This is a genomic window from Pseudodesulfovibrio senegalensis (genome assembly GCF_008830225.1).
Taxonomy (GTDB): domain Bacteria; phylum Desulfobacterota; class Desulfovibrionia; order Desulfovibrionales; family Desulfovibrionaceae; genus Pseudodesulfovibrio; species Pseudodesulfovibrio senegalensis.
Genome location: NZ_WAIE01000012.1, coordinates 1 through 22,560, shown reverse-complemented (window position 1 = coordinate 22,560; position 22,560 = coordinate 1). Strand labels below are relative to the sequence as shown.

At 59.9% G+C, this 22,560-nt stretch carries 25 protein-coding genes; 14 read left to right on the top strand and 11 right to left on the bottom strand.

Annotated elements, in window-relative coordinates; genetic code table 11:
* Positions 1 to 370: 370 nt before the first annotated feature.
* On the bottom strand, positions 371 to 1,228 hold the full coding sequence (locus F8A88_RS15605; protein WP_151152116.1) for a DUF4198 domain-containing protein: 858 nt from the start codon (positions 1,226 to 1,228) through the stop codon (positions 371 to 373).
* 20 nt (positions 1,229 to 1,248) lie between these two features.
* Positions 1,249 to 1,710 (bottom strand): Fur family transcriptional regulator, encoded by a 462-nt coding sequence (locus tag F8A88_RS15600; RefSeq protein WP_151152115.1) that lies wholly within the window; start codon positions 1,708 to 1,710, stop codon positions 1,249 to 1,251.
* Between the two features lie 252 nt (positions 1,711 to 1,962).
* Here F8A88_RS15600 and F8A88_RS15595 point away from each other — a divergent pair, with 252 nt between their 5' ends.
* The 7 genes from F8A88_RS15595 to F8A88_RS15565 all read left to right on the top strand — a co-directional run bounded on the left by F8A88_RS15595 (position 1,963) and on the right by F8A88_RS15565 (position 6,753).
* A complete protein-coding gene (locus F8A88_RS15595; RefSeq protein WP_151152114.1) occupies positions 1,963 to 2,187 on the top strand; it encodes a FeoA family protein in 225 nt (74 codons plus the stop codon).
* A gap of 41 nt (positions 2,188 to 2,228) precedes the next feature.
* Positions 2,229 to 2,447: a FeoA family protein gene (locus tag F8A88_RS15590; protein WP_151152113.1), complete on the top strand. Its 219-nt coding sequence runs from the start codon at positions 2,229 to 2,231 to the stop codon at positions 2,445 to 2,447.
* 1 nt (position 2,448) lies between these two features.
* Positions 2,449 to 4,941: a ferrous iron transport protein B gene (gene feoB, locus F8A88_RS15585; protein ID WP_151152112.1), complete on the top strand. Its 2,493-nt coding sequence runs from the start codon at positions 2,449 to 2,451 to the stop codon at positions 4,939 to 4,941.
* 12 nt (positions 4,942 to 4,953) lie between these two features.
* On the top strand, positions 4,954 to 5,271 hold the full coding sequence (locus F8A88_RS15580) for a hypothetical protein (protein WP_151152111.1): 318 nt from the start codon (positions 4,954 to 4,956) through the stop codon (positions 5,269 to 5,271).
* A gap of 100 nt (positions 5,272 to 5,371) precedes the next feature.
* Positions 5,372 to 6,199 carry a DUF4198 domain-containing protein gene (locus tag F8A88_RS15575; RefSeq protein WP_151152110.1) on the top strand — a complete coding sequence of 276 codons (828 nt, stop codon included), beginning with the start codon at positions 5,372 to 5,374 and terminating at the stop codon, positions 6,197 to 6,199.
* A gap of 173 nt (positions 6,200 to 6,372) precedes the next feature.
* A complete protein-coding gene (locus F8A88_RS15570) occupies positions 6,373 to 6,561 on the top strand; it encodes a hypothetical protein (RefSeq protein ID WP_151152109.1) in 189 nt (62 codons plus the stop codon).
* Between the two features lie 9 nt (positions 6,562 to 6,570).
* A complete protein-coding gene (locus F8A88_RS15565; RefSeq protein WP_151152108.1) occupies positions 6,571 to 6,753 on the top strand; it encodes a FeoB-associated Cys-rich membrane protein in 183 nt (60 codons plus the stop codon).
* Between the two features lie 501 nt (positions 6,754 to 7,254).
* Here the strand turns inward: F8A88_RS15565 and cydB are convergent.
* From cydB to F8A88_RS15550, 3 genes are all read right to left on the bottom strand, one after another.
* Complete coding sequence (cydB, locus tag F8A88_RS15560; protein WP_151152107.1) at positions 7,255 to 8,286, bottom strand: cytochrome d ubiquinol oxidase subunit II; 1,032 nt, start codon at positions 8,284 to 8,286, stop codon at positions 7,255 to 7,257.
* Between the two features lie 27 nt (positions 8,287 to 8,313).
* A complete protein-coding gene (locus F8A88_RS15555) occupies positions 8,314 to 9,615 on the bottom strand; it encodes a cytochrome ubiquinol oxidase subunit I (RefSeq protein ID WP_151152106.1) in 1,302 nt (433 codons plus the stop codon).
* A gap of 225 nt (positions 9,616 to 9,840) precedes the next feature.
* On the bottom strand, positions 9,841 to 11,169 hold the full coding sequence (locus tag F8A88_RS15550; RefSeq protein ID WP_151152105.1) for an ATP-dependent 6-phosphofructokinase: 1,329 nt from the start codon (positions 11,167 to 11,169) through the stop codon (positions 9,841 to 9,843).
* Between the two features lie 118 nt (positions 11,170 to 11,287).
* On the opposite strand from F8A88_RS15550, the gene F8A88_RS15545 reads away from it, so the two are divergent.
* The gene (locus F8A88_RS15545) at positions 11,288 to 11,707 is read left to right on the top strand and encodes an Hsp20/alpha crystallin family protein (protein ID WP_161598450.1); all 420 of its coding nucleotides are present in this window, start codon (positions 11,288 to 11,290) and stop codon (positions 11,705 to 11,707) included.
* A 118-nt stretch (positions 11,708 to 11,825) separates the two neighbouring features.
* Here the strand turns inward: F8A88_RS15545 and rsmG are convergent, their stop codons facing one another.
* Both rsmG and sppA read right to left on the bottom strand, forming a co-directional pair.
* On the bottom strand, positions 11,826 to 12,500 hold the full coding sequence (gene rsmG, locus F8A88_RS15540; protein WP_151152103.1) for a 16S rRNA (guanine(527)-N(7))-methyltransferase RsmG: 675 nt from the start codon (positions 12,498 to 12,500) through the stop codon (positions 11,826 to 11,828).
* A 37-nt stretch (positions 12,501 to 12,537) separates the two neighbouring features.
* A complete protein-coding gene (sppA, locus tag F8A88_RS15535) occupies positions 12,538 to 13,494 on the bottom strand; it encodes a signal peptide peptidase SppA (protein ID WP_338325296.1) in 957 nt (318 codons plus the stop codon).
* Between sppA and F8A88_RS16060 the strand changes: the two genes are divergently transcribed.
* The 5 genes from F8A88_RS16060 to F8A88_RS15515 all read left to right on the top strand — a co-directional run bounded on the left by F8A88_RS16060 (position 13,484) and on the right by F8A88_RS15515 (position 15,626).
* Positions 13,484 to 13,609 (top strand): hypothetical protein, encoded by a 126-nt coding sequence (locus F8A88_RS16060; RefSeq protein WP_277752592.1) that lies wholly within the window; start codon positions 13,484 to 13,486, stop codon positions 13,607 to 13,609. The two genes, sppA and F8A88_RS16060, sit on opposite strands and share 11 nt — an antisense overlap.
* Complete coding sequence (locus F8A88_RS15530) at positions 13,606 to 13,962, top strand: MazG-like family protein (protein ID WP_151152101.1); 357 nt, start codon at positions 13,606 to 13,608, stop codon at positions 13,960 to 13,962. The genes F8A88_RS16060 and F8A88_RS15530 overlap by 4 nt, the downstream gene beginning before the upstream one ends.
* 18 nt (positions 13,963 to 13,980) lie before the next feature.
* A complete protein-coding gene (queD, locus tag F8A88_RS15525; RefSeq protein WP_151152100.1) occupies positions 13,981 to 14,364 on the top strand; it encodes a 6-carboxytetrahydropterin synthase QueD in 384 nt (127 codons plus the stop codon).
* Positions 14,364 to 14,828 carry a D-aminoacyl-tRNA deacylase gene (gene dtd / locus F8A88_RS15520; RefSeq protein WP_151152099.1) on the top strand — a complete coding sequence of 155 codons (465 nt, stop codon included), beginning with the start codon at positions 14,364 to 14,366 and terminating at the stop codon, positions 14,826 to 14,828. The genes queD and dtd overlap by 1 nt, the downstream gene beginning before the upstream one ends.
* A 324-nt stretch (positions 14,829 to 15,152) precedes the next feature.
* Positions 15,153 to 15,626 carry a hypothetical protein gene (locus tag F8A88_RS15515; protein ID WP_151152098.1) on the top strand — a complete coding sequence of 158 codons (474 nt, stop codon included), beginning with the start codon at positions 15,153 to 15,155 and terminating at the stop codon, positions 15,624 to 15,626.
* Between the two features lie 183 nt (positions 15,627 to 15,809).
* Here F8A88_RS15515 and F8A88_RS15895 read toward each other — a convergent pair whose 3' ends face one another.
* The 4 genes from F8A88_RS15895 to dnaE form a co-directional block, all read right to left on the bottom strand.
* The gene (locus F8A88_RS15895) at positions 15,810 to 15,983 is read right to left on the bottom strand and encodes a hypothetical protein (RefSeq protein ID WP_170283801.1); all 174 of its coding nucleotides are present in this window, start codon (positions 15,981 to 15,983) and stop codon (positions 15,810 to 15,812) included.
* Between the two features lie 11 nt (positions 15,984 to 15,994).
* Positions 15,995 to 16,741, bottom strand: coding sequence for a purine nucleoside phosphorylase YfiH/LACC1 family protein (locus F8A88_RS15510; protein ID WP_151152097.1), 747 nt, complete (start codon positions 16,739 to 16,741; stop codon positions 15,995 to 15,997).
* Entirely contained in the window at positions 16,729 to 17,307 is a 579-nt protein-coding gene (locus F8A88_RS15505; RefSeq protein WP_151152096.1) for a 5-formyltetrahydrofolate cyclo-ligase, read from the bottom strand. Before F8A88_RS15505 ends, F8A88_RS15510 begins: the two co-directional genes overlap by 13 nt.
* Before the next feature lie 79 nt (positions 17,308 to 17,386).
* The gene (gene dnaE / locus F8A88_RS15500; RefSeq protein ID WP_151152095.1) at positions 17,387 to 20,926 is read right to left on the bottom strand and encodes a DNA polymerase III subunit alpha; all 3,540 of its coding nucleotides are present in this window, start codon (positions 20,924 to 20,926) and stop codon (positions 17,387 to 17,389) included.
* A 170-nt stretch (positions 20,927 to 21,096) separates the two neighbouring features.
* Here dnaE and F8A88_RS15495 point away from each other — a divergent pair, with 170 nt between their 5' ends.
* Positions 21,097 to 22,383, top strand: a complete 1,287-nt coding sequence (locus F8A88_RS15495; protein WP_241667502.1) for an SLC13 family permease — start codon at positions 21,097 to 21,099, stop codon at positions 22,381 to 22,383.
* Positions 22,384 to 22,560: the final 177 nt, after the last annotated feature.

The following is a 22,560-nucleotide window of genomic DNA, read 5'->3' as shown; positions in this document are numbered from 1 at the left end:
AGGCAAAAAATCCTTTATTCCCGTCGCCCCTGAAAGCCCTCGCCGCACCCCGCAACAATCGCCTGCGGGCCGTCGCACAGTCGCTGCGCTTCGGGTGCTCCGGTGATCCCTCCGTCGATTGGCGGCTTTGGTGGCTCGCGCTTTAAACATACTTTTCGGGCAAGCCCCATGCTGCCTGTCGCAGTGAGTACGTGCTCTTACTCCGTGCGGCAGCAAAATGCGTTCATTCGGCCTGATGACTCGTCGCTTTTTCGTTGGTTGATTGGTCGCTTTCCTCTTTACCCCGCTCAAGCCCACGAGGTGGAGTGCCGCTCAAACAAGCAGAGGATAAAAAACGGGCCGCCCCGTTGGAACGGCCCGTTGTATTTTCTTAGTGCCCGTCCACTTTGGGTTTTTTGCGCGCGTTGGGAATTTCGAACACGAGGGTGCTGGTCAGCTTGCTGGTCAGATACTCGTCGCGCTTGTTTTCCGGGGCCGGCGTCTTGATGAAGAAACGCACGAACCAACGGCCCGTGGTGTCCAGCGGCAGCCTGATCACCCCGTCCCTGACCTCGGTGCGCTGCACGTACATGTCCTCGGCCACGGTGGAGTAGCCGTTGTAGGTGGCATCCCAGTATCCAACGCCCGTGTAGGGCTTGCCGTAGCGGTAGACCTTGAACTCGGCGATTTCGCCTTTCTTGTATGTGGAAGGATCCTGGGCCGGGACCAGCTCCAACGGCATGCCGATGCAGCCCGGGAACGGGCTGCTCGGCTTTTCGCAGGTCACGTAGGTTTTGGTCCACTGCTTGCTGAAGATGCTGGTTTCCACGGACGCGGCCTTTTGGGCGATGGCCTGCATGGGCTTGATGGAATGGCGTTTCCGTCCTTTCTTGTCGGTCCAGCGCGTGAAGTAGCCGGGCGTGGTTTCCGCGCTGAGCACGTATGTGCCGGGCTGTTCGTAGTCCACCATATAGGAATGCAGGGATTTGCCGTCACGCAGTTGCACCGGGGCCACGGATTTGTCCGGCGACTGGATCTGCACGCTGTGGAGCTTTTCCTTGCGCACGGCGTCGTCCACCGGGAAGTGGTGCCCGTAACAGAAAAAGAGCGGCGAGACCTTGCCCTTGGATACGTGGTAGCGGGCGGCCTGAATGAACAGGGAATGCGCGGTGGCCGGTTTTGTGGGCAGGCAGAGCAGGCAGGCCGCGGCCAGCAGGCTGGCGGCGACAAGAGGTTTTCTGATGATCATGAGCGTCTCCTGACGAAAGGTTAATGTTGTGTGGCGTCCTGCGGCTGGCAGGGCATGTGTTCCTTGAGGCATTCGTGGCAAAGTCCGTAGATGGTGGTGCGGCTTCGGAACATGCGAAATCCCTCCTGCCGGGCGCTTTCCTGCTGCAGGCATTCGAGATACGGGTTGATGATGGGAATCTTTTTGCCGCATTTCTCGCAGACCAGATATGACTTTTGGCCGTCGCTCGGTTCATAGCGCGTGGTGCCGTCTCCATAGTGCACGCAGCGCGCCAGTCCGGCCTGTTGCAGGTGCTTGAATGTCCGGTACACAGTGGAAAGGCTGATTCCCGGGTCGATGCCCGAGACCTGCCGGAACAATTCCTCGGCCGTGAGCAGCTGGGAGCCGCTGATGAAGATGTCCAGAATCAGCTTGCGCTGGCTGGTGAGTTTGAGCCTGTTGGCCTTGAGATAGTCCTGAAAGATTCTCGTTGTTCCGTTCATGGGGTTTTCCGCCTTGTGAAATGCGTCTGTTTGTCAGCGGCAAAGTGCCTGTTTTGTCGCCCCGAATCCGTGTTTTGGCCGAATTTGAAAATTGTTTTCATTTTCGACTAGCTGCGGTCAGGGTTTGGCTGAGTTTGTTGCAAACGATTGGCATTTTCTTTTTTCCTTTGACAGGCCGCGACCTGCGGCCTATTTATGATAGCGAAATTCATTATCAGCACGTTCGTGCAATTGCAAGACCGGAGTGAGGGAATGGAAATCGGAAGGACATTGAGTTCATTGACGGCAGGTGACAGCGCAATGGTTGTGGCCATTGACGCAGGCCGCAGGGCGCAGACCCGTCTGGAGTCCCTGGGGCTTGTTCCGGGCGTTTTTGTGGAGATCATCAATAATGGACGCGGACCCATGCTGGTCTGCGTTGGCGAAGGGCGCGTCATTGTGGAACGCGGCATCGCCGGAAAGGTGCTGGTGGCCTGATTCGGTCCGGCACAAACACAGCGTAAAGGCGGAGAAACGGCATGACTCTTGATGAATTGAAACCCGGCACCGCGACCGTGATGAAGGACCTCACGGCCTCGGGAGCCCTGGGCCAGCGGTTGTTGGATCTGGGTTTTTATCCGGGCGCCGAAATCAGCGTGGTGCGCAACGCCCCGCTGGTGGACCCCGTGGAACTGGAATTGGATGGCTACCACGTGAGCATCCGGCATGACGAAGCGCGTCATGTGGAGGTGGAATAGCATGAGCCGCAAAAATCTTCTTGTTGCGCTTGCCGGGCAACCCAACTGCGGCAAGTCCACAGTCTTCAACATGCTCACCGGGGCGCGCCAGCACGTGGCCAACTATCCGGGCGTGACCGTGGAAAAGAAGACCGGTTTTTTTCGCACGGATTCCGGGCGCGTGGAGCTGGTGGACCTTCCCGGTACATACAGCCTGAGTTCCTATTCGCTGGAAGAGCGGGTTGCGCGTGATTTCATCCTGCAGGACAGGCCCGACGTCATCGTGGATGTGGTGGACGCCTCCAACCTCAAGCGCAACCTGTACCTGACCCTGCAACTGCTGGAGATGGAAGCGCCGGTTGTTCTGGACCTGAACATGATGGACGTTGCCGAGCGCAGGGGCATTTCTGTGGACCACGAAGGACTTTCCCGGCATCTGGGCATTCCCGTGGTGCCCACGGTGGGCAAGGCCGGGGTGGGCGGCAAGGACATCAAGCGGGTGCTGGACGAGCAGGCCCAAAAGGAGCCGGAAAAGTTTTTTGTGGTGGATTACGGCGTCATGGAGCCGCACGTCCAGAAGATGCAGAGTCGCGTGGTGGCCCGGATGCAACTGCCGGAGTCCTATCCGTCCCGCTGGGTGGCCCTGAAGCTGTTGGAAAACGACGCCGAGGTCACCAAGCTGGTCACTGCGGACAACGCGGACGCGGACGAGCTGGTGCGTGAGATCGAGCGCCTGCGGAGCGAATTCGAACAGGAGGCGGGGATTCCCGCCGAACGGCATATCGCTTTTGCGCGGCACAAGGCCTGCGCAGGCATCTGCCGCGAATTCATGACCCTGCCCGCGGAAAAGAAGGCCAGCCTCTCGGACCGCGCGGACAGATACGTCTGCAGCCGCTTTTTCGGTCCCTTGGTGCTGTTGGCCATCCTGTTCATCCTGTACGAGGTTTCCATCGTCTTCGGCTACTGGGTCGCGGGCGAGGTCTGGCCCGTGTGGGGCGCCTTGGAGACATTCACGGCCAGCATATTGCCCCAGCCGGGTTTTTTGAGCGATCCACTGTTGTTCGGGCTGGGCACGTGGGTGGTCAAGAGCACCACGGCCATTCTCAACTACCTGCCCATTTTCTTCCTGCTGTTCGCGCTCATCGCCATTCTGGAAGACAGCGGCTACATGCCGCGCATGGCTTTTATTCTGGACCGGCTTTTCCGCCGTTTCGGCCTGCACGGCCAATCCACCCTGCCGCTGATTCTGGGCGGGGTGTACGTGGGTGGCTGCGCCATCCCCGGAGTCATGGCCACCAAGGCCATCCCGGACGAGCGCGCGCGGCTGGCCACCATTCTCATCGTGCCCATGATGAACTGCCTGGCCAAGGTGCCCCTCTATCTTATCCTGATAGGAGCCTATTTTCAGGATCAGGGCGGGCTGACCATGTTCTTCATCGCCACGGTGACCCTGTTCATGGCCTTGCCCGTGGCCAAGGTGCTTTCGCTCACCGTGCTGGGCAAACAGCCGAGCGCTCCCTTTATCATGGAGATGCCGCCGTATCACCTGCCTACGGTTTCCGGCGTGCTGCGCCGCGCGTTCGAGCGCATCTGGCTCTTTCTCAAGAAGATCGTCACCGTGGTCATCGCGGTTGCCGTGGTGGTGTTCGTGCTCATCAACTTCCCGGGCCTGAGCCGGGAACGCATGGCCGAATACCGGGCCAAGCAGGAGGCGGCCACGGCCACATTCATGAAGGCCGTGGACAAGACCGGGTACAAGGGCGAAATCTCGGCCGACGACGTTCTGCCCATGATTCTTTTTGCCGACAGCCTGAAGGACGCCAAGCGCGGCATAACCGACAGGGAAAAGGCCGCGGCCGTGAACACGTCGTTCCAGCAGGCCAATCCGGTCTACTATGCCGTGGTCAAGCGCAAGGGCGCGGACGGCAAGAAGCTGAACAAGGCCTACAAGAAGGTTGTCAAACTGCGCAAGAAACTGCGTCGCGAAATGCGCACCGAGCGTTTCGAGTCCAGCTTCCTGGGCGTCATGGGCCGTGCGCTTGAGCCGGTCACCCGCTACGCCGGGTTCAACTGGCGCATCAACATCGCGCTTTTGTCCGCATTTGCGGCCAAGGAAAATAGCGCCGCCACCCTCGGGGCCATCTATGGCATCGACGGCAGCGGCTCGGTGCAGGAGAGCATGAAGGCGGGCGAGGCCGGGTTTACGCCCCTGCACGCGTTGGCCCTCATGCTGTTCATGGCCCTGTATCCCCCGTGCGTGCCCACCTCCATCATGGTGCGCATGCAGTCCGGGTCCACCAAGTGGATGGTTTTTTCCATCGCATACCAGACCCTGTTGGGCCTTGCCGTGGCAACGCTGGTCTTCACCGGCGGAACCCTGCTCGGGCTGACGGGTTTTCAGGCCATGTGGGCATTCTACGCCCTGTGCGTGGGAGCCACTGTGGTCATGGCGTTTGTTCCGGATCGTCAGCCGGAAAAGGTCGAAATACGTGAAACGTGTAAACAGGATTGTTAGGAGGAGTACCCAATGAAAAAGATGATGATTACCGCAATGACACTGGCCGTGCTGGCCTTGGCCGCCACGGCATTTGCCCACACCCCCCTGTGCGATTGCTTTGATAACGGTGACGGTACCGTGAGCTGCGAAGGCGGCTTCTCGGACGGCTCGTCCGCTTCGGGCGTCAAGATGTACGTCAAGGACGGCTCCGGCAAGGTGCTGCAGGAAGGCGCCATGAATGCGGACAGCGAGTTCAACTTCAAGAAGCCCGAAGGCAGCTACACGGTTCTTTTTGATGCAGGCGAAGGCCACGCAGTCGAGATCAACGGCGCCGACATCGTGGAATAGTTCAAGGTCATGTTCGGGGGCCGGACGGTTCGGCCCCCGATTTTTTCTCAGATAAATGAAAACAGGAATCAAATTCAATCAATTCAAAGGAGAGTCAGTGATGAAAAAGGGTATTTTTGCAGCGTTCGCGCTGGTGGCCGTTTTGGCCATGGCCATTCCGGCTTCCGCGCATTTCATGATGGTGTACACCCCGGAAATAGCCATGGACAAGGGCGGAGACATGGACTTCCGCATGGTCTTCACCCACCCGGCCGAAGCGGGCCACACCATGAATATGGGCGGAGTCAACGAGTTCTATGTCCTTTCCCAGCGCGGCGACGCCAAGGCCAAGAAGACCGACCTGATGCCCTACGTCAAGGAAATCAAGTGGACCAACCCGGCTTCCTCCAATACCGCCTACTCCGCAATGCTGCCCAAGAAGGTCGTGCGCTCCATGGGCGACTATACCTTCGTGTTTGTGCCGGGCTACTACTTTGAAGAGGAAGAAGGCATCTACATGCAGCAGATCACCAAGCTGATCGCCAACGTGGGCGGCATCCCGGGCAACTGGGCCGATCCCGTGGGCCTGCCGTGCGAAATCGTGCCCCTGATCAAGCCCTACGGCGTGTGGACCGGCAACGTGTTCAAGGCGCAGGTGCTCTCCAACGGCAAGCCGGTTGCCGGCGCCGAAGTGGAAGTGGAATTCATGAACCACATGCCCGACATGACCAAGAACGCCATGCCCGCCAAGGGTTCCGTGGAATACCCGCATGATTCCATGGTCACCCAGACCATCTTCACCGACTCCGAAGGCTACATCACCTTTGGCATCCCCAAGGCCGGCTGGTGGGGCTTTGCCGCACTGGGCGTGGGTCCGGACACCGAATACAAGGGCAAGGAACTGTCTCAGGATGCCGTGATCTGGGTCAAGGCCGTGGACATGAAATAGCCGATAATCCAACGGACGCATATGATAGGGCGGGTCCTCGCGGGCCCGCCCTTGGATTAATTGCAAACCGTGATCCGGCAGACTCTTGAAAAAGGCTTGCGTGCAAGGCGAAAAAAAGGAGCAGGGCCGAACACCGCTGGACCGATCGGGACGTGCGAGAATTGGAGCGGACATTGGCCGGCAACCATGTCCATGTGGTAGTCTGTGTCTGGAACCCGCGTGTGGACATTGCCTCGGCCATCGAACGTGCCGGGGCGCGTGTTCTGGTGCTCGATTCGTTTGCGGTTTCGGCCGAGTGCATCATTATCAAACCAACCTGCAACGACTTGGACGCCCTGTCCGGCGACCCAGCAGGGCAGTAGGGAGGGACCATGGATACCATCATTGCAGTGATCATTATTGTTTTGGCCGGGGTGTACGTGTTCCGGCGCATGCACAAATCCATGACCGGAAAATCCGGTTGCGGATGCAGCGGGGACTGCGGCGCCTGCGGCGGTTCCGGGCAGAACGCGGATGGCTCCTGTCCTTCGGAAAAAAAAGAACCGCTCGAATAATTTTCCCTTTCCATTCTCCGGCTCTGCCCGGACGGCACCGATTGCCCCCGGTGCCCTCATGATGTTTCCCGCCTTGTTGCTGCCGTTGCAGGGCGGGAACATCTACAGGGGCGGATAAAGGGTTGATAGCTGCGTTGCTGCAATGAATCCTGCGGCTCGCGTATTTGGAATACGCGTCACCACAGGATTGATTTTGCGCCTTGCTCTCCACCCTTTCTCCGCCCCTTTCTGTTTTGTTGAAGGTTGATAGCTGCACCCGCAAGGGACGCGTCCCTTGGCCCTGTTTTGCCCTGCCTTTTTCGGATGCCGAACGGGTTGGGATGTGTGGATGGTTTTTCATGTCCTGTTCAGGCCATGCCTGAAAATTGATTTTTCATTGATTCCATCACGCCGCAAAACAGCGGGCCGGTCAGCAAAGCTGACCGGCCCGCTCGCCAAAAAGTTTTGGGGGAGGGGTTTGGGGAGGGCCTTTTTCAAAAGGCCCTCCCCAATTCTTGCCGTTTAATATTCCAACTCGGCCTCGTCCACGGGATGGCTGAAGTTCTTGTAGGCCCAGAACTGGTAGAGCATGACGATAGGCACGAAGACCACGGCCACGCCGAGCATGATCTTGAGGGTCAGCTCGCTGGACGCGGAGTTCATGATGGTCAGGCTGTTGGCCGGATTGGGCTTGGACGGGATGATGGCCGGGAACAGTCCCACTATGGCGAACATGGTCGTGCCGCCGATGAACACGGCCGAGGCTCCCCATGCGGCCCACCAGCGCGCCGCGCCCATGTATACGCGCATGAGCACCAGCCCGCCCACGGGCAGGGCCAGCACCACGAAGAGCAGCGGGGTCTGCAGGTAATTGCCGAAGAGCTGCGTGCTCACGGCCGAGAAGGCCAGGAACAGCACGGTGATGACCACCAGCACCGGCCAGAGCTTGATGGCGAGGTTGCTGGCCCGCTGCTGCAGGTCGCCCTGCGTGCGGATGGACAGCCACAGCGCGCCGTGCAGCACGAACATGACCGTGAAGAGCACGCCGCCGGCCAACCCGTAGGGATTGAGCAGCTGGAAGATGTTGGCCTGATTGAGGTGCGTATCGTCCAGCGGCAGTCCCTGGAAGATGTTGGCAAAGGCCACGCCCAGCAGCAGCGCGGGCAGGAAGCTGCCCACGAACTGGCAGGTGTCCCAGACCTTTTTCCATGCCGCGCTGTCCACCTTGGAGCGGAATTCGAAAGAGACCCCGCGCAGGATCAGGGCGAAGAGCAGCAGCATGAGCGGGGTGTACAGCCCGCTGAACATCTGGGCATAGGCCAGCGGAAAGGCCGCGAAGGTTACGCCGCCCGCGCTGATGAGCCAGACCTCGTTGCCGTCCCAGAACGGCCCCACCGAGTTGTACATGACCCGTTTTTCGGTTTCGTTCTTGGCCAGAAAGGGCATCAGGGTTCCGACGCCCAGATCAAAGCCGTCGAGCACAAAGTACATGGCCCAGAGCACGCCCCAGAGCAGGAACCAGACAGTGGCAAGGGTATAGTGCAGAGATTCCATAGTTTCTTCTCCTTTTTCGTCTGTTTCCTAGTGGCCTTCCACAGGTCCCTGCTTGGCAAAGCGCATCATGAGCCAGATGCCGCAGATGCCCAGCAGCGTGTAGATGGCGGACATGACGATGAGCGAGAAACTCACCTGCGCCGCCGTGACGTTGGAAACCCCGTCCGACGTACGCATGAGGCCGTACACGATCCATGGCTGGCGTCCCACCTCGGCCACGATCCAGCCCAACTCGATGGCGATGTAGGGCACCGGAATGAGGAACGGGAGAATCTTCAGGAATTTCGGGTATTCCTCAATGGTGTTGCGCTTGAGCCACGCAAACCCGGCCACCAGAATCATGAGCGTTCCAAGCCCGACCATGCCCCGGAAGGCCAAAAAGGTCAGCACCACGGGCGGGTGCTCGTCTGCGGGGATGTCGTTCAGGCCCACGACCTCGGCCGAGGGGTCATTGAAGGCCAGAAAACTGAGCAGGCCCGGAATGGGGATGGCCTCCAGCACGTTGCCCTTTTGGCCCGGAATCTGGAGCAGGTACATGGGCGCGTATTTCTGGGTTTCCCAGTGCGATTCCATGGCCGCGAGCTTGGCGGGCTGCACCTCGGCCACGTGGTTGCCGTGGGAATGGCCCTGAATGGCAACCAGCAGCGAGGCCAGAATGGCCAGCGTTGCACCCAGCCGGAAGGACTTTTTGAAAAAGTCGGTTTCGTTCTTGCGCAGCAGATGCCATGCGGAAACGCCCATGACAAAGAACGCGGCCACGGCAAACGAGCCGAGAATGGTGTGCATGAACTCGTGCCATGCGAACATGTTGGTGATAACGGCCATGAAGTCCGCCAGCTCGGCCCTGCCGTTGCGCATCACGTAGCCCATGGGCTGCTGCATGAATCCGTTGGCGATCAGAATCCAGACCGCGGAAAGGTTGCTGGCCCCGGCCACCAGCCATGCGGTGACCATGTGCGCCTTGGGCGAAAGCCTGTCCCACCCGAAGGTCCACACGCCGATGAACGTGGATTCCAGAAAAAAGGCCGCCGTGGCTTCGATGGCCAGCAGCGAACCGAAAATGTCGCCCACGTAGGCGGAATAGCCCGCCCAGTTGGTGCCGAACTGGAATTCCAGCGTGATGCCGGTCACCACGCCCAGCGCAAAGTTCACCAGAAAGATTTTTCCCCAGAACTTGGCCATTTTCCGGTACACTTCCTTTCCGGTCCTGACAAAGGCGGTTTCCATGCAGGCAATGAGCACGGACATTCCCAGGGTCAGGGGCACGAAAATGAAGTGGAAGGCGGTGGCAGCGGCAAACTGCAACCGGGAAAGCATCAGAGCATCCATACAATCCCCCTCGAAAAAGATATTTTTATCTATATGCCTGAAAAAAACGCTTCAATCCACTGTCGCGTTCAATTTTATAAGACCTACACAACCATACGGCTTAAATCAATAAAAATTATTATTACTATTAAAGAGTAGTAAGCTGGCGCGGACGGAAGGCGTAAAAAACCGCCCGACCAATACAGGCCGGGCGGTTTCGGTGGTTCAGGAAGGTGCGGTCTGGGATCAGCCGTTCTTCATGCTGCCGGGCTGGCCCGTGGATTCCAGCACCGCGCGCCAGTAATTGGAGCAGGTGTTGATCTTCTTGCGGGCCTTGGTCATCAGCTTCATGGGAATGTGCACGTAGCGGCCGTTCCAGCGCGAGATGACCAGTCCGGTGCGGCCGCTCATGCCCGCGTGCACCGCGTGGATGCCCAGAAACGAGCAGTAGATGCGGTCGTTGGCGTTGGCCGGGACCGAGCGGATGATGTAGCTGGGATCAATGTACTTGAGCGTGCATTCGATATCCTGCTTGTGAAAATGTTCCTTGATCTCGGTCTTGAGGGTTCCGGCGATGTCACCCAGCACCGGGTTGCCGGATTTGTCCTTTTCGCGGCTCTGGCCGATGATGTTCTGGCCCGCGCCCTCGGCCACCACGATGACCGCGTGCCCGTGGGTGCGCACCCGTTTTTCCAGATGCTGCAAAAAGCCGTTTTCGCCGGAAAGGTCGAATTCGTCTTCGGGCACCAGCACGAAGTCCACGTCCTGCAGGGCCATGGCGCTTTGGGCGGCGATGAAGCCGGATTCCCGGCCCATGACCTTGACCAGCCCCAGCCCCCACGGCGCGCCCGTGGCCTCCACATGGGCGCAGCGGATGGCCTCGGTGGCCTTTTCCACGGCCGTGTCGAACCCGAATGAGGGCGAGGCGAACTGGATGTCGTTGTCGATGGTCTTGGGCAGACCCACCAGGGCGATGGACAGGTTGCGCTTGGATATCTCGGCCTGTACCCGTTCCGCTGCCTTGAGGGTTCCGTCGCCGCCGATCATGAACAGGATGGAGATGTTCATGCGTTCCAGCGCGTCCACGATCTCGCCCACCTGCTGCGGCCCGCGCGAGCTGCCGAGCATGGTGCCGCCGAATTCATGAATCTGGCTCACGTTTTCCGGGGTCAGCTCCAGCACGTCGTAGCCTTCCGAGGGGATGAACCCGGCCAGTCCGTAGCGGATGCCCAGCACGCTGGGCACATGGTATTCGTTGTGCGCGGTCATGACGATGGCGCGGATCACGTCGTTGAGGCCCGGGCAAAGCCCGCCGCAGGTGACCACCGCGCATTTGGCCTTGCTGGGGTCGAAATAGAGGTTGGAGCGTGGCCCGGCCAGCTCGAAATAGGCGGGGTCGCGTTTTTTGCGGCCCTTGGTGCCTTCGACGCTCTGGCGGGAAAGGTTGACCAGCACCGCGTCGTCTTCATCCACGTACCGCCCGTGCTTGAGCGGGCTTTTGACTTTGGGTTCCCCCAGTCGGGGAATATTCGTGTCCGTGGGTTTGTAGACCTGCTCTTTGCACACCTGCGGCATATTCCTCTCCGGTGTTTGTTTCGCAATGTTGAGATTGATTCCACAATGCTATAAGGGAATAGAAGCTTGGGCAAATTATATTTCCCTTACATTGAGGTAACAGCGTGAGATGGGCAAGATGAACTGGAATCCGTGGATGGGGTTGGACATGGCCGCCGAAGAGCTGGACCAGCTCATGGGCGAGGCCTGTCCGGGCGGGGCGCGCGGCGCGGCCGCGGTCTGGAAGCCTGTGGCCGACATGGTCGAGGACCGCACCGGCGTGACCCTTCGTCTGGACCTGCCCGGCGTGGCGCTGGAAGACGTGGCCGTGGAGATTCGCGGCAACGAATTACTGGTCTACGGCGTGCGCCGTTCCGGGAGCGAATCGTCCAGCAACGCCTTTCATGTTCTGGAGCGGCCCTGCGGCCCGTTTGCGCGCCGCTTTTCCCTGCCTGTGGCCGTGGACCGCGATTCCGTGTGCGCCCGGCTCAAGCACGGCGTGCTGACCGTGACCGTGGAGCGCAAAAGCGCCGAGCGGCGCATCATCCCCGTGGACTGAACCGCCTCTCCCCCAAAAAAAAATTATCCGGCACATAAAAAACGGACGGCAACCGATTCGGTCCGTCCGTTTTTTTGCCATTTTTCCCCCGCCCCGGTTTCAGGGCGTATTCATTGCCTCAGCAGGGCGAGAGCGCCCAGAAATAGTGCTGTTTTTTTTGCACGGGATAGGACGCGGCCGCCATCAGGTTCCATGTGTCGGGCAGGTCGTTTTCCGGCGGCGGGTCGTTGGAAAGGATCACCAGTTGTCCGCCTGCCTGATCACCCGTTGCGGGGCGGAGCATGGGTCGGGTGAAATCCAGCAATTTGTCCCACGGCATGAAGGCCTTGCTCACGATCAGGTCGGCCGTGCTTTCCTGTCCGGACTGCTGCAGCCGCTCCAGCGCGTCTTCGGCCCGGCCGTGAAAGACCTCGGTGCGCGGTAAATCCAGCCGCGCCAGCGCCGAACGCATGAAGCCGACCCGTTTCTGGCGCACCTCCACCAGCCAGTAGCGTCCGCTTTGCCAGAACATGCGCAGGGGAATGCCGGGCAGCCCGGCTCCCGCGCCCAGATCAAGGCAGAGCGGGTCCGCCCGCAGGGTCCGGTCGTTCAGGAATTCGGCAAGGTACAGGCTGTCCACCACCAGCGAGTCCAGCATGTCTTCCCAGCGCGACGGCCCCACAAGGTTCATCCTGCGGTTCCACTGTTCGAGCATGCCGAGGTAGCGCGCCAGCAGGTCGGCCTGTTCCGGGGTGGTTTTCCGGCCCAGCTTCGCTACGGAGCGGGTCACGTTGTCTGCGTTGATGGTTGCCATGGGGCGCGTTTATCCGGTTTGCGCGTGCGCGTCCAGCCTACCAGCCCGGATTCCAGAGGTAATAGAATCCGGCCTTGGGCGGCAGCAAATGCCCGGCCTCCACATTCAGCAGGGAAGCCTTGCCCGGCTCGGCCGCGCTCATGGTGTTGTACGGGTTGTCGTCCGGGTACTGGTCGCGGCGATAGGCCACCACGCGGGCTTCGTCCACCTTGGCCAGCTTGCGCGCCTCGGCAAAGGCGTCGTCCATGTAGCCGATCTTGTCCACCAGCCCGAGCTGTTTCGCCTGTGCGGCCGTGAACACCCGTGCCGTGCGGATGGTTGCAAACGCCTGCTCCGTGGGCTGGCGGCGTTCGCGCACAACCGCATAGAACCGCGCGGCCATGTCGTCGATGATGTCCTGAAAGAGTTTGCGTTCCTTTTCCGTGGCCGGGCTGAACGGCGAGCCCATGTCCTTGTCCTCGCCGGACTTGGAGACCTCCACGTCCACACCGATCTTGTCCATGAGCCCCACCACCTTGGGCCGCACGAAGATCACGCCCACGGACCCGGTCAGGGTGGTGGGATGCGCGATGATGGTGTCCGCGGCCAGCGCGGTGTAGTAGCCGCCGGATGCGGCCACGTCCATCATCAGGGCCACCACGGCCTGTCCGGTCTTTTCCCGGTGCTTCATGAGTTCGCGGTATATGATGTCGCTGGCCGTTGTGGTGCCGCCGGGCGAGTTGATCTTGACCACCACGGCCTTGACCGCCTCATCCTTGGCGGCCCGGCGCAGCTGGCTGACCAGTTCCTGCACGGCTCCGGGCTTGGAGCGCAGCAGTCCTTTGCTGGGCTGGTCCTGCAAAAATCCGTTCACGTTGACCAGCACGATCTTGGCGTCGCCCTCGCCCTGCAGGGTGTATTCGGCCAGCGGGTCCGTGGCCGAGGAAAAGAGCTTGAGCTTGGGCGCGCAGCCCCAGGCCGTCACCAGTATCAGGACCAAAATCATGTATCGCATGCGCATGGGCGTCATCTCCTTATTGCATGTACTCGTGCGGCCGGTAGGGCCGGGCATGAAGGGCAGCATAGCCGTTGACAGGCGAGTGGACAAGGCCGACAATGCGCCCCCATGAGCGATTCACTGAAAGAACTGACTGAGACCGTCCGCGTTTTCGTGGACGAGCGGGATTGGGGCGCGTTCCAGTCGCCCAAGAATCTGGCCTTGGCCCTGTGCGGCGAGGCCGGGGAACTGGCCGAACAGCTCCAGTGGCTCACGCAGGAGCAGAGCCGCAACCCCGAGCCGGACCGCAGGCAGCGCATTGCGGACGAGTGCGCGGACGTGCTCGTGTATCTGGTGCGCATTGCCGACGAGCTCGGGTTCGACCTCGTGGAGGCGGCCAAGGCCAAGTGTTTGAAAAACGAAAAGAAATACCCGGTGGAGCTGGTGCATGGACGCCTGAAGCGCCGGGACGAATACGAGCGGTAGCACCGCGGGGAGCAGAACATGGCCGGTAAATGGAAACTGACCATCACGCAGGATTTTTCCTCGTCGCACCAGTTGCGCAACTATGGCGGCAAGTGTGAGCACATGCATGGCCACAACTTCGGCGTCGAGGTTTGCGTGCAGGGCGAAAAATTGGACGACCGCGTTCATTACCTCATGGATTTCAAGGAACTGAAGCGGCACACCAAGGCCGTGCTGGATACGCTGGACCACAAGCATCTCAACGAGGTGCCGCCGTTCACCGAGATCAACCCTTCCTCCGAGAATCTTGCCATGCACATCTACCGCGAGCTCAAGTCCACTCTGCCGGAAAACGTGCAGCTCGCGTGGGTCAGCGTGTCGGAAAAGGAATCCTCCAAGGCCACCTATTGGGAGGAGGACTGATGCGGCTGGTCATTCAGCGCGTGACCGAGGCGCGCGTGCTGGTGGACGACGAGGTCACGGGTGAGATCGGCGCGGGATTTCTGGTGCTGGTGGGCTTCGGCCGCGAGGACACTGACGCTCTCCCCGGCTCGGCCATCTGGAACAAGATGCTGGACAAGCTCGTGAACCTGCGCATCTTCACGGACGATCAGGGCCGGTTCAACCTGAGCCTTGCGGATGTGGCCGGGGATCTGCTGCTGGTTTCGCAGTTCACCCTGTATGCGGACTGCCGCAAGGGCCGCAGGCCTTCCTTTACCAACGCCTGCGAACCGAAGCTGGCCGATTCCCTGTTCAATCGCTTTGTTGCCGATGCCCGCGCCAAGGCCCCGGCCAACGTGGCCACCGGCGTGTTCGGGGCCGAGATGTTCCTTGAGTTTACCAACTGGGGGCCGGTTACCATCACCCTGGACAGCCAGGATATGTAGAAAAAAGAGGCCTCCGGCGGGCAAGGGACACGTCCCTTGCATCCCTTCTCTGCCATTGCATCCTGCGGATGCAATGGCGGCTGTTTAATCTAATTTGTAAAGTCTCCCCATCTTAGACCAGCTAATAGCGGATACTTCCAACAGTGGTATGATTATCGGGTGGGTATTATGTTTTTTCGTTTTTCAAAAGTACGTTTGGGCTAGGCCTATGAAAAAGAGAGAAGTTTTAAATTGGAACTGGTAAGATTGTGACGAAGATTTAGCCACGACAGGTGATTTTGGCTGAAATGGACTAGTTTTTTATAGACGGTGTATGAAGACTACATGCTTAAGGTAGCAAAAGAATTGAGACCGCGCGACTGCGGGAGTTTCGATGATGGGCTGGCCCCAATCTTGAGAGGCCGAGTTTTTCACTCTACCCCCGAGTCAACGTTTAAGGCAATCTGTGAGAGCGGTGCTGTTTTGTCTGCACGGTATTCAGAGATAGAACGGCAGTGGCCGTGGGCCACCAACTCGCTGTTTTTTGAGATGGGGTATGTGAGTTTTTGGGATTTTTTTCACCCCAAAATTGTGAACATCAACGAACACCTCCATAAACAAACATTTTATCGCCACGGTGCAGAACCAGTAACATATTTTCTTATGCTGAAAGAAGAGCACTTTCCCAAGCTTAAAACGTGGGAAGATTTCACCTTCGATGATTGGCGTACTAAGCAGATAGTACCTCATATTGAATCAGGGCTGAAAGCCCCTGTCCCGCTTGATTGGTTTGAATCGATTTTTAAGGTTAACCTGTGAACGAGCACGAAGAAGAAGGCTGTCGTAAGTTGAGATATGCTTTTTTTCATATTATTCTTCGTATATTTACCCCACCAAACAACCAGCGGCCCGGTCAGCATCGCTGGCCGGGCCGCTCGCCAAAAAGTTTTGGAGGTTCCCAGGAACCTTTTCCAAAAGGTTCCTGGGCCGCCGGAGGCCTTTTTATTGCTTCAATGACGTGACGATGAGAAAGGCGACCATGAGGATGAGCAGCACCAGCAGCATGTTGGTGAGGTTCTGGCGTCGTTTGGCCCGTTTTTGCTTGTCCCGGGTGAACTGGCCGGTGATGAACAGGACCAGCGCGAGCACTGCGATGATTTTGGTGAGTATGCCCATGGGTCGCGCTCCTAGTTGATCCAGATGAGTCCGGCCTGTCGGCCGGTGGTGCGGGCGTTGCGGTAGGAGAAAAACGAGTCGGACAGGGTCTTGGTGCACAGGTCCAGGCCGTGGATGTTTTCGTCGGGAACGCCTGCGGCCAGCAGTTGGGCGCGAGTCATAGCCCACAGGTCCACGGTGTTGGTGTCCGGGTCGAAAAAGCTTTTGTACGTGGCCGGGAATTCCTGCGCGAAGTTGGTGAATTCCGCGGCAATGGGGCCGAGGCTCGGGCCGCGCACCGCAAAGACGTCCTTGGGGTTCAGCTTGTAGTGCAGGCAGAACCGCTTGACCCCGGTGGCGGGAAAGCCGAGCACGTTGCCGCGCCAGCCCACATGCAGGGCGGCGATATAGTTGCCGCTGCGGTGGGTCAGCAACAGCGGCTGGCAGTCCGCGGTCTTGACCATGAGCGCGTTGCGCTTGTCCGTGGTGGCCAGCCCGTCCCCGGCGCGCAGGGATTTCTGTGCCGCACCGCTGGGTGCGCCGTCAAAGACGATCTCGTCGCCATGTACCTGCCGCAATTCCTGCCAGTGCACGAAACCGAGCTGTTTTTGCAGGGTCACCCGGTTGTGGTAGACCGTGTCCTGTTCGTCGCCCACCTCGTAGGAAAGATTGGCCGAGGCGAACTCATTTGCGCTCGTGCCCCCGCAACGGGTAGTGAACGCGCAGGAAACGTTGGGAACGGCTTCGAAGGTGTGGGTGAAAACGGCTATATTCGACATATGCTCTTTTCGGAACAGATCAGGTTTACGGGTTTGTCCCATGTTTCCACGGGCAGCTTTTTCACGCGCTGGAATTCGTGGCACAGGCCGATACACAGGGTGTCGCCCATGCCGGGTTCGGCCAGCAGCCGGTCATAGTAGCCGCCGCCGAAACCGAGGCGGTATCCCGCCGCATCAAAGCCCACGCCCGGGATCAGGGCCAGATCGGGCTGGAAGTCCTCAAGGGCCGGGCAACGGTCCTGATGCGGCTCCATGATGGAATACATGCCGGGCCTGAGGTCGTGTTCGCCGTTCACGCAGGCGATGTCCATGACGCCCGGATGGTTGCGCCGGCAGCGGGGCAGCAGCACCGTGGCCCCGCGCTGCCAGAGTTCCACCATGAGGGAGCGCGTGTCCACCTCGTTGCGCACGGGCCAGTAGAGCAAAACTTCGCGGGCGTTTTTCCATTCCGGCAGTGCGCGGATGGCGTGGGCCACGGCAACGCTGGCTGCACGGACGTCCTCGGGCGCAAGCGCGGAGCGCCGGGCCAGCAGGGATGTGCGCAGGGTTTCCTTGGTGTCACTCATTGCGCAGTAGATACCATGGGGGCCGTTGACAATCCAGCCTTGGCCGGGAGCCTCGGCCTGTGCGTACCCAACGCGGCGGTCAGGCTTTCCCCGCCAGATCGCCGTTCTGCCATTCTTCGGCCTCGGACCAGAAATCGCGGTTGGGCAGCACCTTCCAGCCGTTGCCCAGCCGTAGCTGGATCACGGAATCCTCGGTGACCAGATGCAGCTGCACCGTGGTTTCGCCAGGATATCGCTTGATGATGTCCTTGAGCCTGCCGAGCCGTTCGTCCGTGACCTTTTCGGACTTGGCCCACACGCACACGGGTTGGTCCGAGCCAGAAACGGCCTTGGCCAGCAGCGTGACCTTTTCGGCCAGCACCTTGGCCTGCTTTGGCGCGTCTTCGGGCTGTTCCTCGCGCAGGTCGATCCTGCCCTCTATGAGCAGGGGGCGTTCGCCCTCCAGCAGTTCCCCGGCCTGTGCATACACGTTGGGCAGCATGGTCACTTCGCCGGAACCGGTCATGTCCTCCATCTGGCAAAAGGCCATCATGTCGCCCTTTTTGGTCATGTGCGGCTTGTAGCTTGGGACGATCACGGCCACGCGCACGGGCGAGCCGTTGCCCATGGCCTTGCACTGCTCGATGGTGTTCAGACGCAGGCGGCGGATCTCGTGGCGGTAGGCCAGCAACGGATGCCCGGAAAGGAAAAAGCCCAAAACGTCCTTTTCCTGCTGCAGCTTGTCCCGTTCGTCCCATTCCGGCGTGTCCGAGGGCTGGGGACGGCAGCTGTTGGCCGCATCGCAGTCGTCGCTTTCGGCTCCCCCGCCCAGCATGTCCAGCATGTTGAGCATGCCGGATTCCTTGTCCTTGGCCTTTTTCTGGCCAAGAGCCACGGCCTTTTCCAGATCCTCGCTCAGGGCGGCGCGCGAGCAGTCGAAGCAGTCCATGGCTCCGGCCTTGATCAGCGATTCCAGCACGCGTTTGGTCACGCGCTTGAGGTTGATGCGTTCGCAGAAATCGAAAATGTCCGCGAACGGGCCGCCCTTGTCGCGTTCGACAACGATTTCGTCGATGGCTTCCTCGCCCACGTTCTTGATGGCGGCCATGGCAAAGAGGATGTTGCCGTCCTTCACGGAAAAGCGCGCGATGCCCGCGTTGATGTTGGGCGGCTGCACCTCGATGTCCATGTCGCGACAGGCGTTGACGTACATGATGATTTTTTCGGTGTTGTTCATTTCCGTGCTCATGAGCGCGGCCATGAATTCCACCGGGAAGTGCGCCTTGAGATAGGCCGTGTAATAGGACACCAGTGCGTAGGCGGCCGAGTGCGATTTGTTGAAGCCGTAGGCCGCGAATTTTTCCATGGTGTCGAAAATTTCGTTGGCCACGGCGTCGTTGATCTTGTTTTCGCGCGAGCCTTCAAGGAACCGGGAGCGCTGCTTGGCCATTTCCTCGGCAATCTTCTTACCCATGGCGCGGCGCAGCAGGTCGCCCTCGCCCAGCGAGTAGTTGGCGATGACCATTGCCGTGGCCATGACCTGCTCCTGATAGACCATGACGCCGTACGTGGGCTTGAGCGTTTCCTCCAGGGAAGGATGCGGGTAGGTGACCTCGATTTCCCCGTGCTTGCGCATGATGAATTCATCGACCATGGACACGCCGTGGGAACCGATCATGCCCAGCGGGCCGGGCCGGTACAGGGCGAGCATTGCCACGATGTCTTCAAAGCAGTCCGGCCGCAACATCCGAAGATACTTGCGCATGCCGGACGATTCCACCTGAAATACGCCGTCCGTGTCTCCGCGGGAGTATATTTCGTAGGTCTTGGGGTCGTCCATGGTCAGGGTGTCCAGATCCGGCGCTTCCTTGCCCTGCAGGCGGATGATGTCCAGGCAGTCCTCGATGACCGTCATGGTGCGCAGGCCCAGAAAGTCGAACTTGATCAGGCCGACCTTTTCGACCTTTTTCATGTCGTACTGGGTCACGATTTCGCCCTTCTTCCCCTTGTAGAGAGGAAGGTATTCGGTCATGGGCTTTTCCGAGATGACCACGCCCGCCGCGTGTGTGGAGGCGTGGCGCGAAAGCCCCTCCAGCCTTGTGGAAATATCGATGAGCTTGGCCACCTTGGGGTCCTGTCGGACCATGTCGCGCAGTTCGACCACGCCCCTGGCCGCGTTGGCCACGGTGATCTTGGCCTTTTCCACGCCCAGCAACTTGGCCATGACCCCGGGGTCGTCGGGGATGAGCTTGGCGATGCGGTCGGTCTCGCCGAAGGTCATGCCCAGCGCGCGGCCCACGTCCTTGATGGCGGCCTTGGCCTTCATGGTGCCGTAGGTGGTGATCTGGGCCACGTGGTCGTGGCCGTATTTTTCCGCGGTGTAGCGCACCACCTCAAGGCGGCGGCGTTCGCAGAAGTCCACGTCGATATCCGGCATGGACACGCGTTCCACGTTCAGGAAGCGCTCGAACAGCAGGTCGTAGGGCAGGGGGTCGAGGTTGGTGATGCGCAGGGACCAGGCCACGATGGACCCGGCTGCGGAACCGCGCCCCGGACCCACGGGAATGCGGTTGTCCTTGGCCCAGTTGATGAAGTCCTGCACGATGAGGAAATAGGCGGGAAAGCCCATCTCGTTGATCACGCCCAGTTCGTACTCGAGCCGGTCCCAGTATTTTTTTTCGTCCACCTCATAGGGTGCGGCCTCGATGCGCTTCTTGAGCCCCTCGCGGCACAGACGGTCGAATTCCTGATCGAGGGAAACACCTTCAGGCAGCTCGTAGGTGGGGAAGGAGTAGTTGCCCAGCTCGATTTCAAGGTTGCACATCTCCGCGATGCGCTGGGTGTTTTCTATGGCTTCGGGCACGTGCGCAAAGGCGCGCTCCATTTCCTCGGGCGTCTTGAAATACAACTCCTGCGTATCCATGCGCATGCGTTTTTCCGCATCCACGGTGGTCTGTGTCTGGATGCACAGCAGCAGGTCGTGGGCCTCGTAGTCGTCGGCCGTGAGGTAATGGCAATCGTTGGTGGCCACCAGCGGCAGTCCGGTCTTTTCCGCGCATTGGATGAGCAGTTCGTTGAGCCGTTCCTGTTCCTTGATGCCGTTGGACTGCAGTTCAAGATAGAAGTTGCCCGGAAAGATGTCCGCATATTGGCGGGCCATGTCGCAACCCGCTTCCAGGCCCTCGTTCATGAGCATGCGGGGCACTTCGCCCGCAAGGCAGGCCGAAAGGCAGACAAGCCCTTCGGAATGTTTCTTCAGCAGGTTCTTGCACACGCGCGGCTTGTAGTGGAAGCCGTTGATGTACGCCTCGGAAACCAGTTTGATGAGGTTCTTGTACCCGGTATTGTTCTTGGCCAGCAGCACCAGATGGAAGCGGCCGGGCTTGTCCTTGCGTGTGTGGGCGTCTTCGTCGTCCACGTCGCCGGGTGCAACATATACCTCGCAGCCGATGATGGGCTTGATGCCCATGTCCAGCGCGGTCATGTAAAAGGTCACCGCCCCGAACATGGAGCCGTGGTCCGTGATGGCCACGGCGGGCATGCCGAGGTCCTTGGCCTGCTGGCAAAGGTCGTTGATGCGGATGGCTCCGTCGAGCAGGCTGTATTCCGTGTGGACGTGAAGATGTACGAATTCGGCCATGATTTTCCGGGTTGGGGTTTACGTGTCGAAGGGTAGGTATATCCCAAGACCCAAAGGATGAAAACAGGCGGATGTGCGTGCGCGAAAAAAGCCGGTTCTGCGGGAAGCAGAGCAAAAAAGTTCGTGTTCATGCCTTGATGGATGTGATATGTTCCGGCAGCAACAGCGGTATGGACATGAGGCGGGTGCCGGACCGCGAGCTTTTTGGAGTTCCTGTGGAGAGTGCTTTTTCGGCCATAGCGGCCAGCGCGTTGCAACGCTTGCCTTTGGTGCTGCTGTTCTGCGGCGGCTATCTCGTGTATCGGCTCATGGTCGTGACCCGGGCCACGGACGCATTCGTGTTCTGGGCCCTGCGCCGCAGCCGGGGCAACCCCCGCCTTCTTATACTATATATAATAGGCGCGGCCGCTGCGCTGTCCGCGTTCATCCCCAACGCCATCACCGTGCTGACGCTTTTGCCCGTGCTCTGTTCCCTGGATACGGACTTTCGGGATCAGGGCGTGGGCGACATGACCACCCCGCTCATGATTTCCGCCATATACGGCGCGGGCATCGGCGGCATGGCCACCATGATCGGAACCCCGGCCAATGCCGTGCTGCTGGTGGCTCTGGACGTGCTCAACGTTCCGGGCCGCGAATCCATCACCTTTTTCAACTGGTTTCTGTGGTCCCTGCCGCTGGTGGTGCTCATGGTCGTGGCCGCGTGGTTCACGGCCGGGGTGCTGGGCCTGCCCTCCGGGGCCGGCAGATTGCGCCTGACCATGCGCTGCGTGCGCCATTCGTGCGATCCGGACGCGAGGCAGAAGCGCGGGGTGGGGCTGTTCCTGCTGTTCATGGGCTTCTGGATGCTGGAGGCGCTGGCCCGGGCCGTGTTTCCGGAGATTGTCGCATGGTCCCCGCTGGCGTGCGGCCTGTTCAGCCTCGTGTTCCTGTGGCTGTTGTTCCTGTGGCGCGTGCGTGGAGAAAAGCCCTTGCTTGCGCCAAGGGATGTCGTGAGCGGCGTTCCCGGTCGCGGATTGCTGTTCCTCGGCCTGCTGGTGCTGGTTTTCACGGGGGCACACCTTCTGGGACTGGACGAACTGGCCGCCGAATACGCTCGCCAGGGCCTTTCCCTGCCCATGCCCGGCTGGCTGGTGATGTTCCTTTCCGTGCTGTGCGTTATCTTCCTCACCGAAATATTGAGCAACACCGTGGTGGTGGCCGGGTTCTTCATGGTGGTGCACGTGGCTGCCCAGGCGCACGCGCTGGACCCCCTGCCGCTCATGATTGCGGTTTCCGTGGCCTCCACCTGCGCGTTCATGACTCCGGTGGCCACGCCCTCCAATGCGCTGGCCTTCGGGGAGATGCCCGGAGCCCGGCTGCGCGCCATGCTGGTGCTCGGCGCATTCCTGAACGTGGCGGGCGCCGTGATCATGAGTGCATGGCTCGGCTTCATCCTGCCCCTTGTCTACGGATAAACCGCACGTCTGCATTGCTTTGCCGGGACGAAACGCGCAGTTTTACACTGCGTTCGTTGCGAGATGAAAAATAGATGCACGGTTTGATTTTTCAAAAAGTAACAAAAACAACAGCTTATCGTTTTTGAGCAAAAATGCCTGCTTTTTTTTTGAAAAAGTGCTTGACGGGTAGGGGGT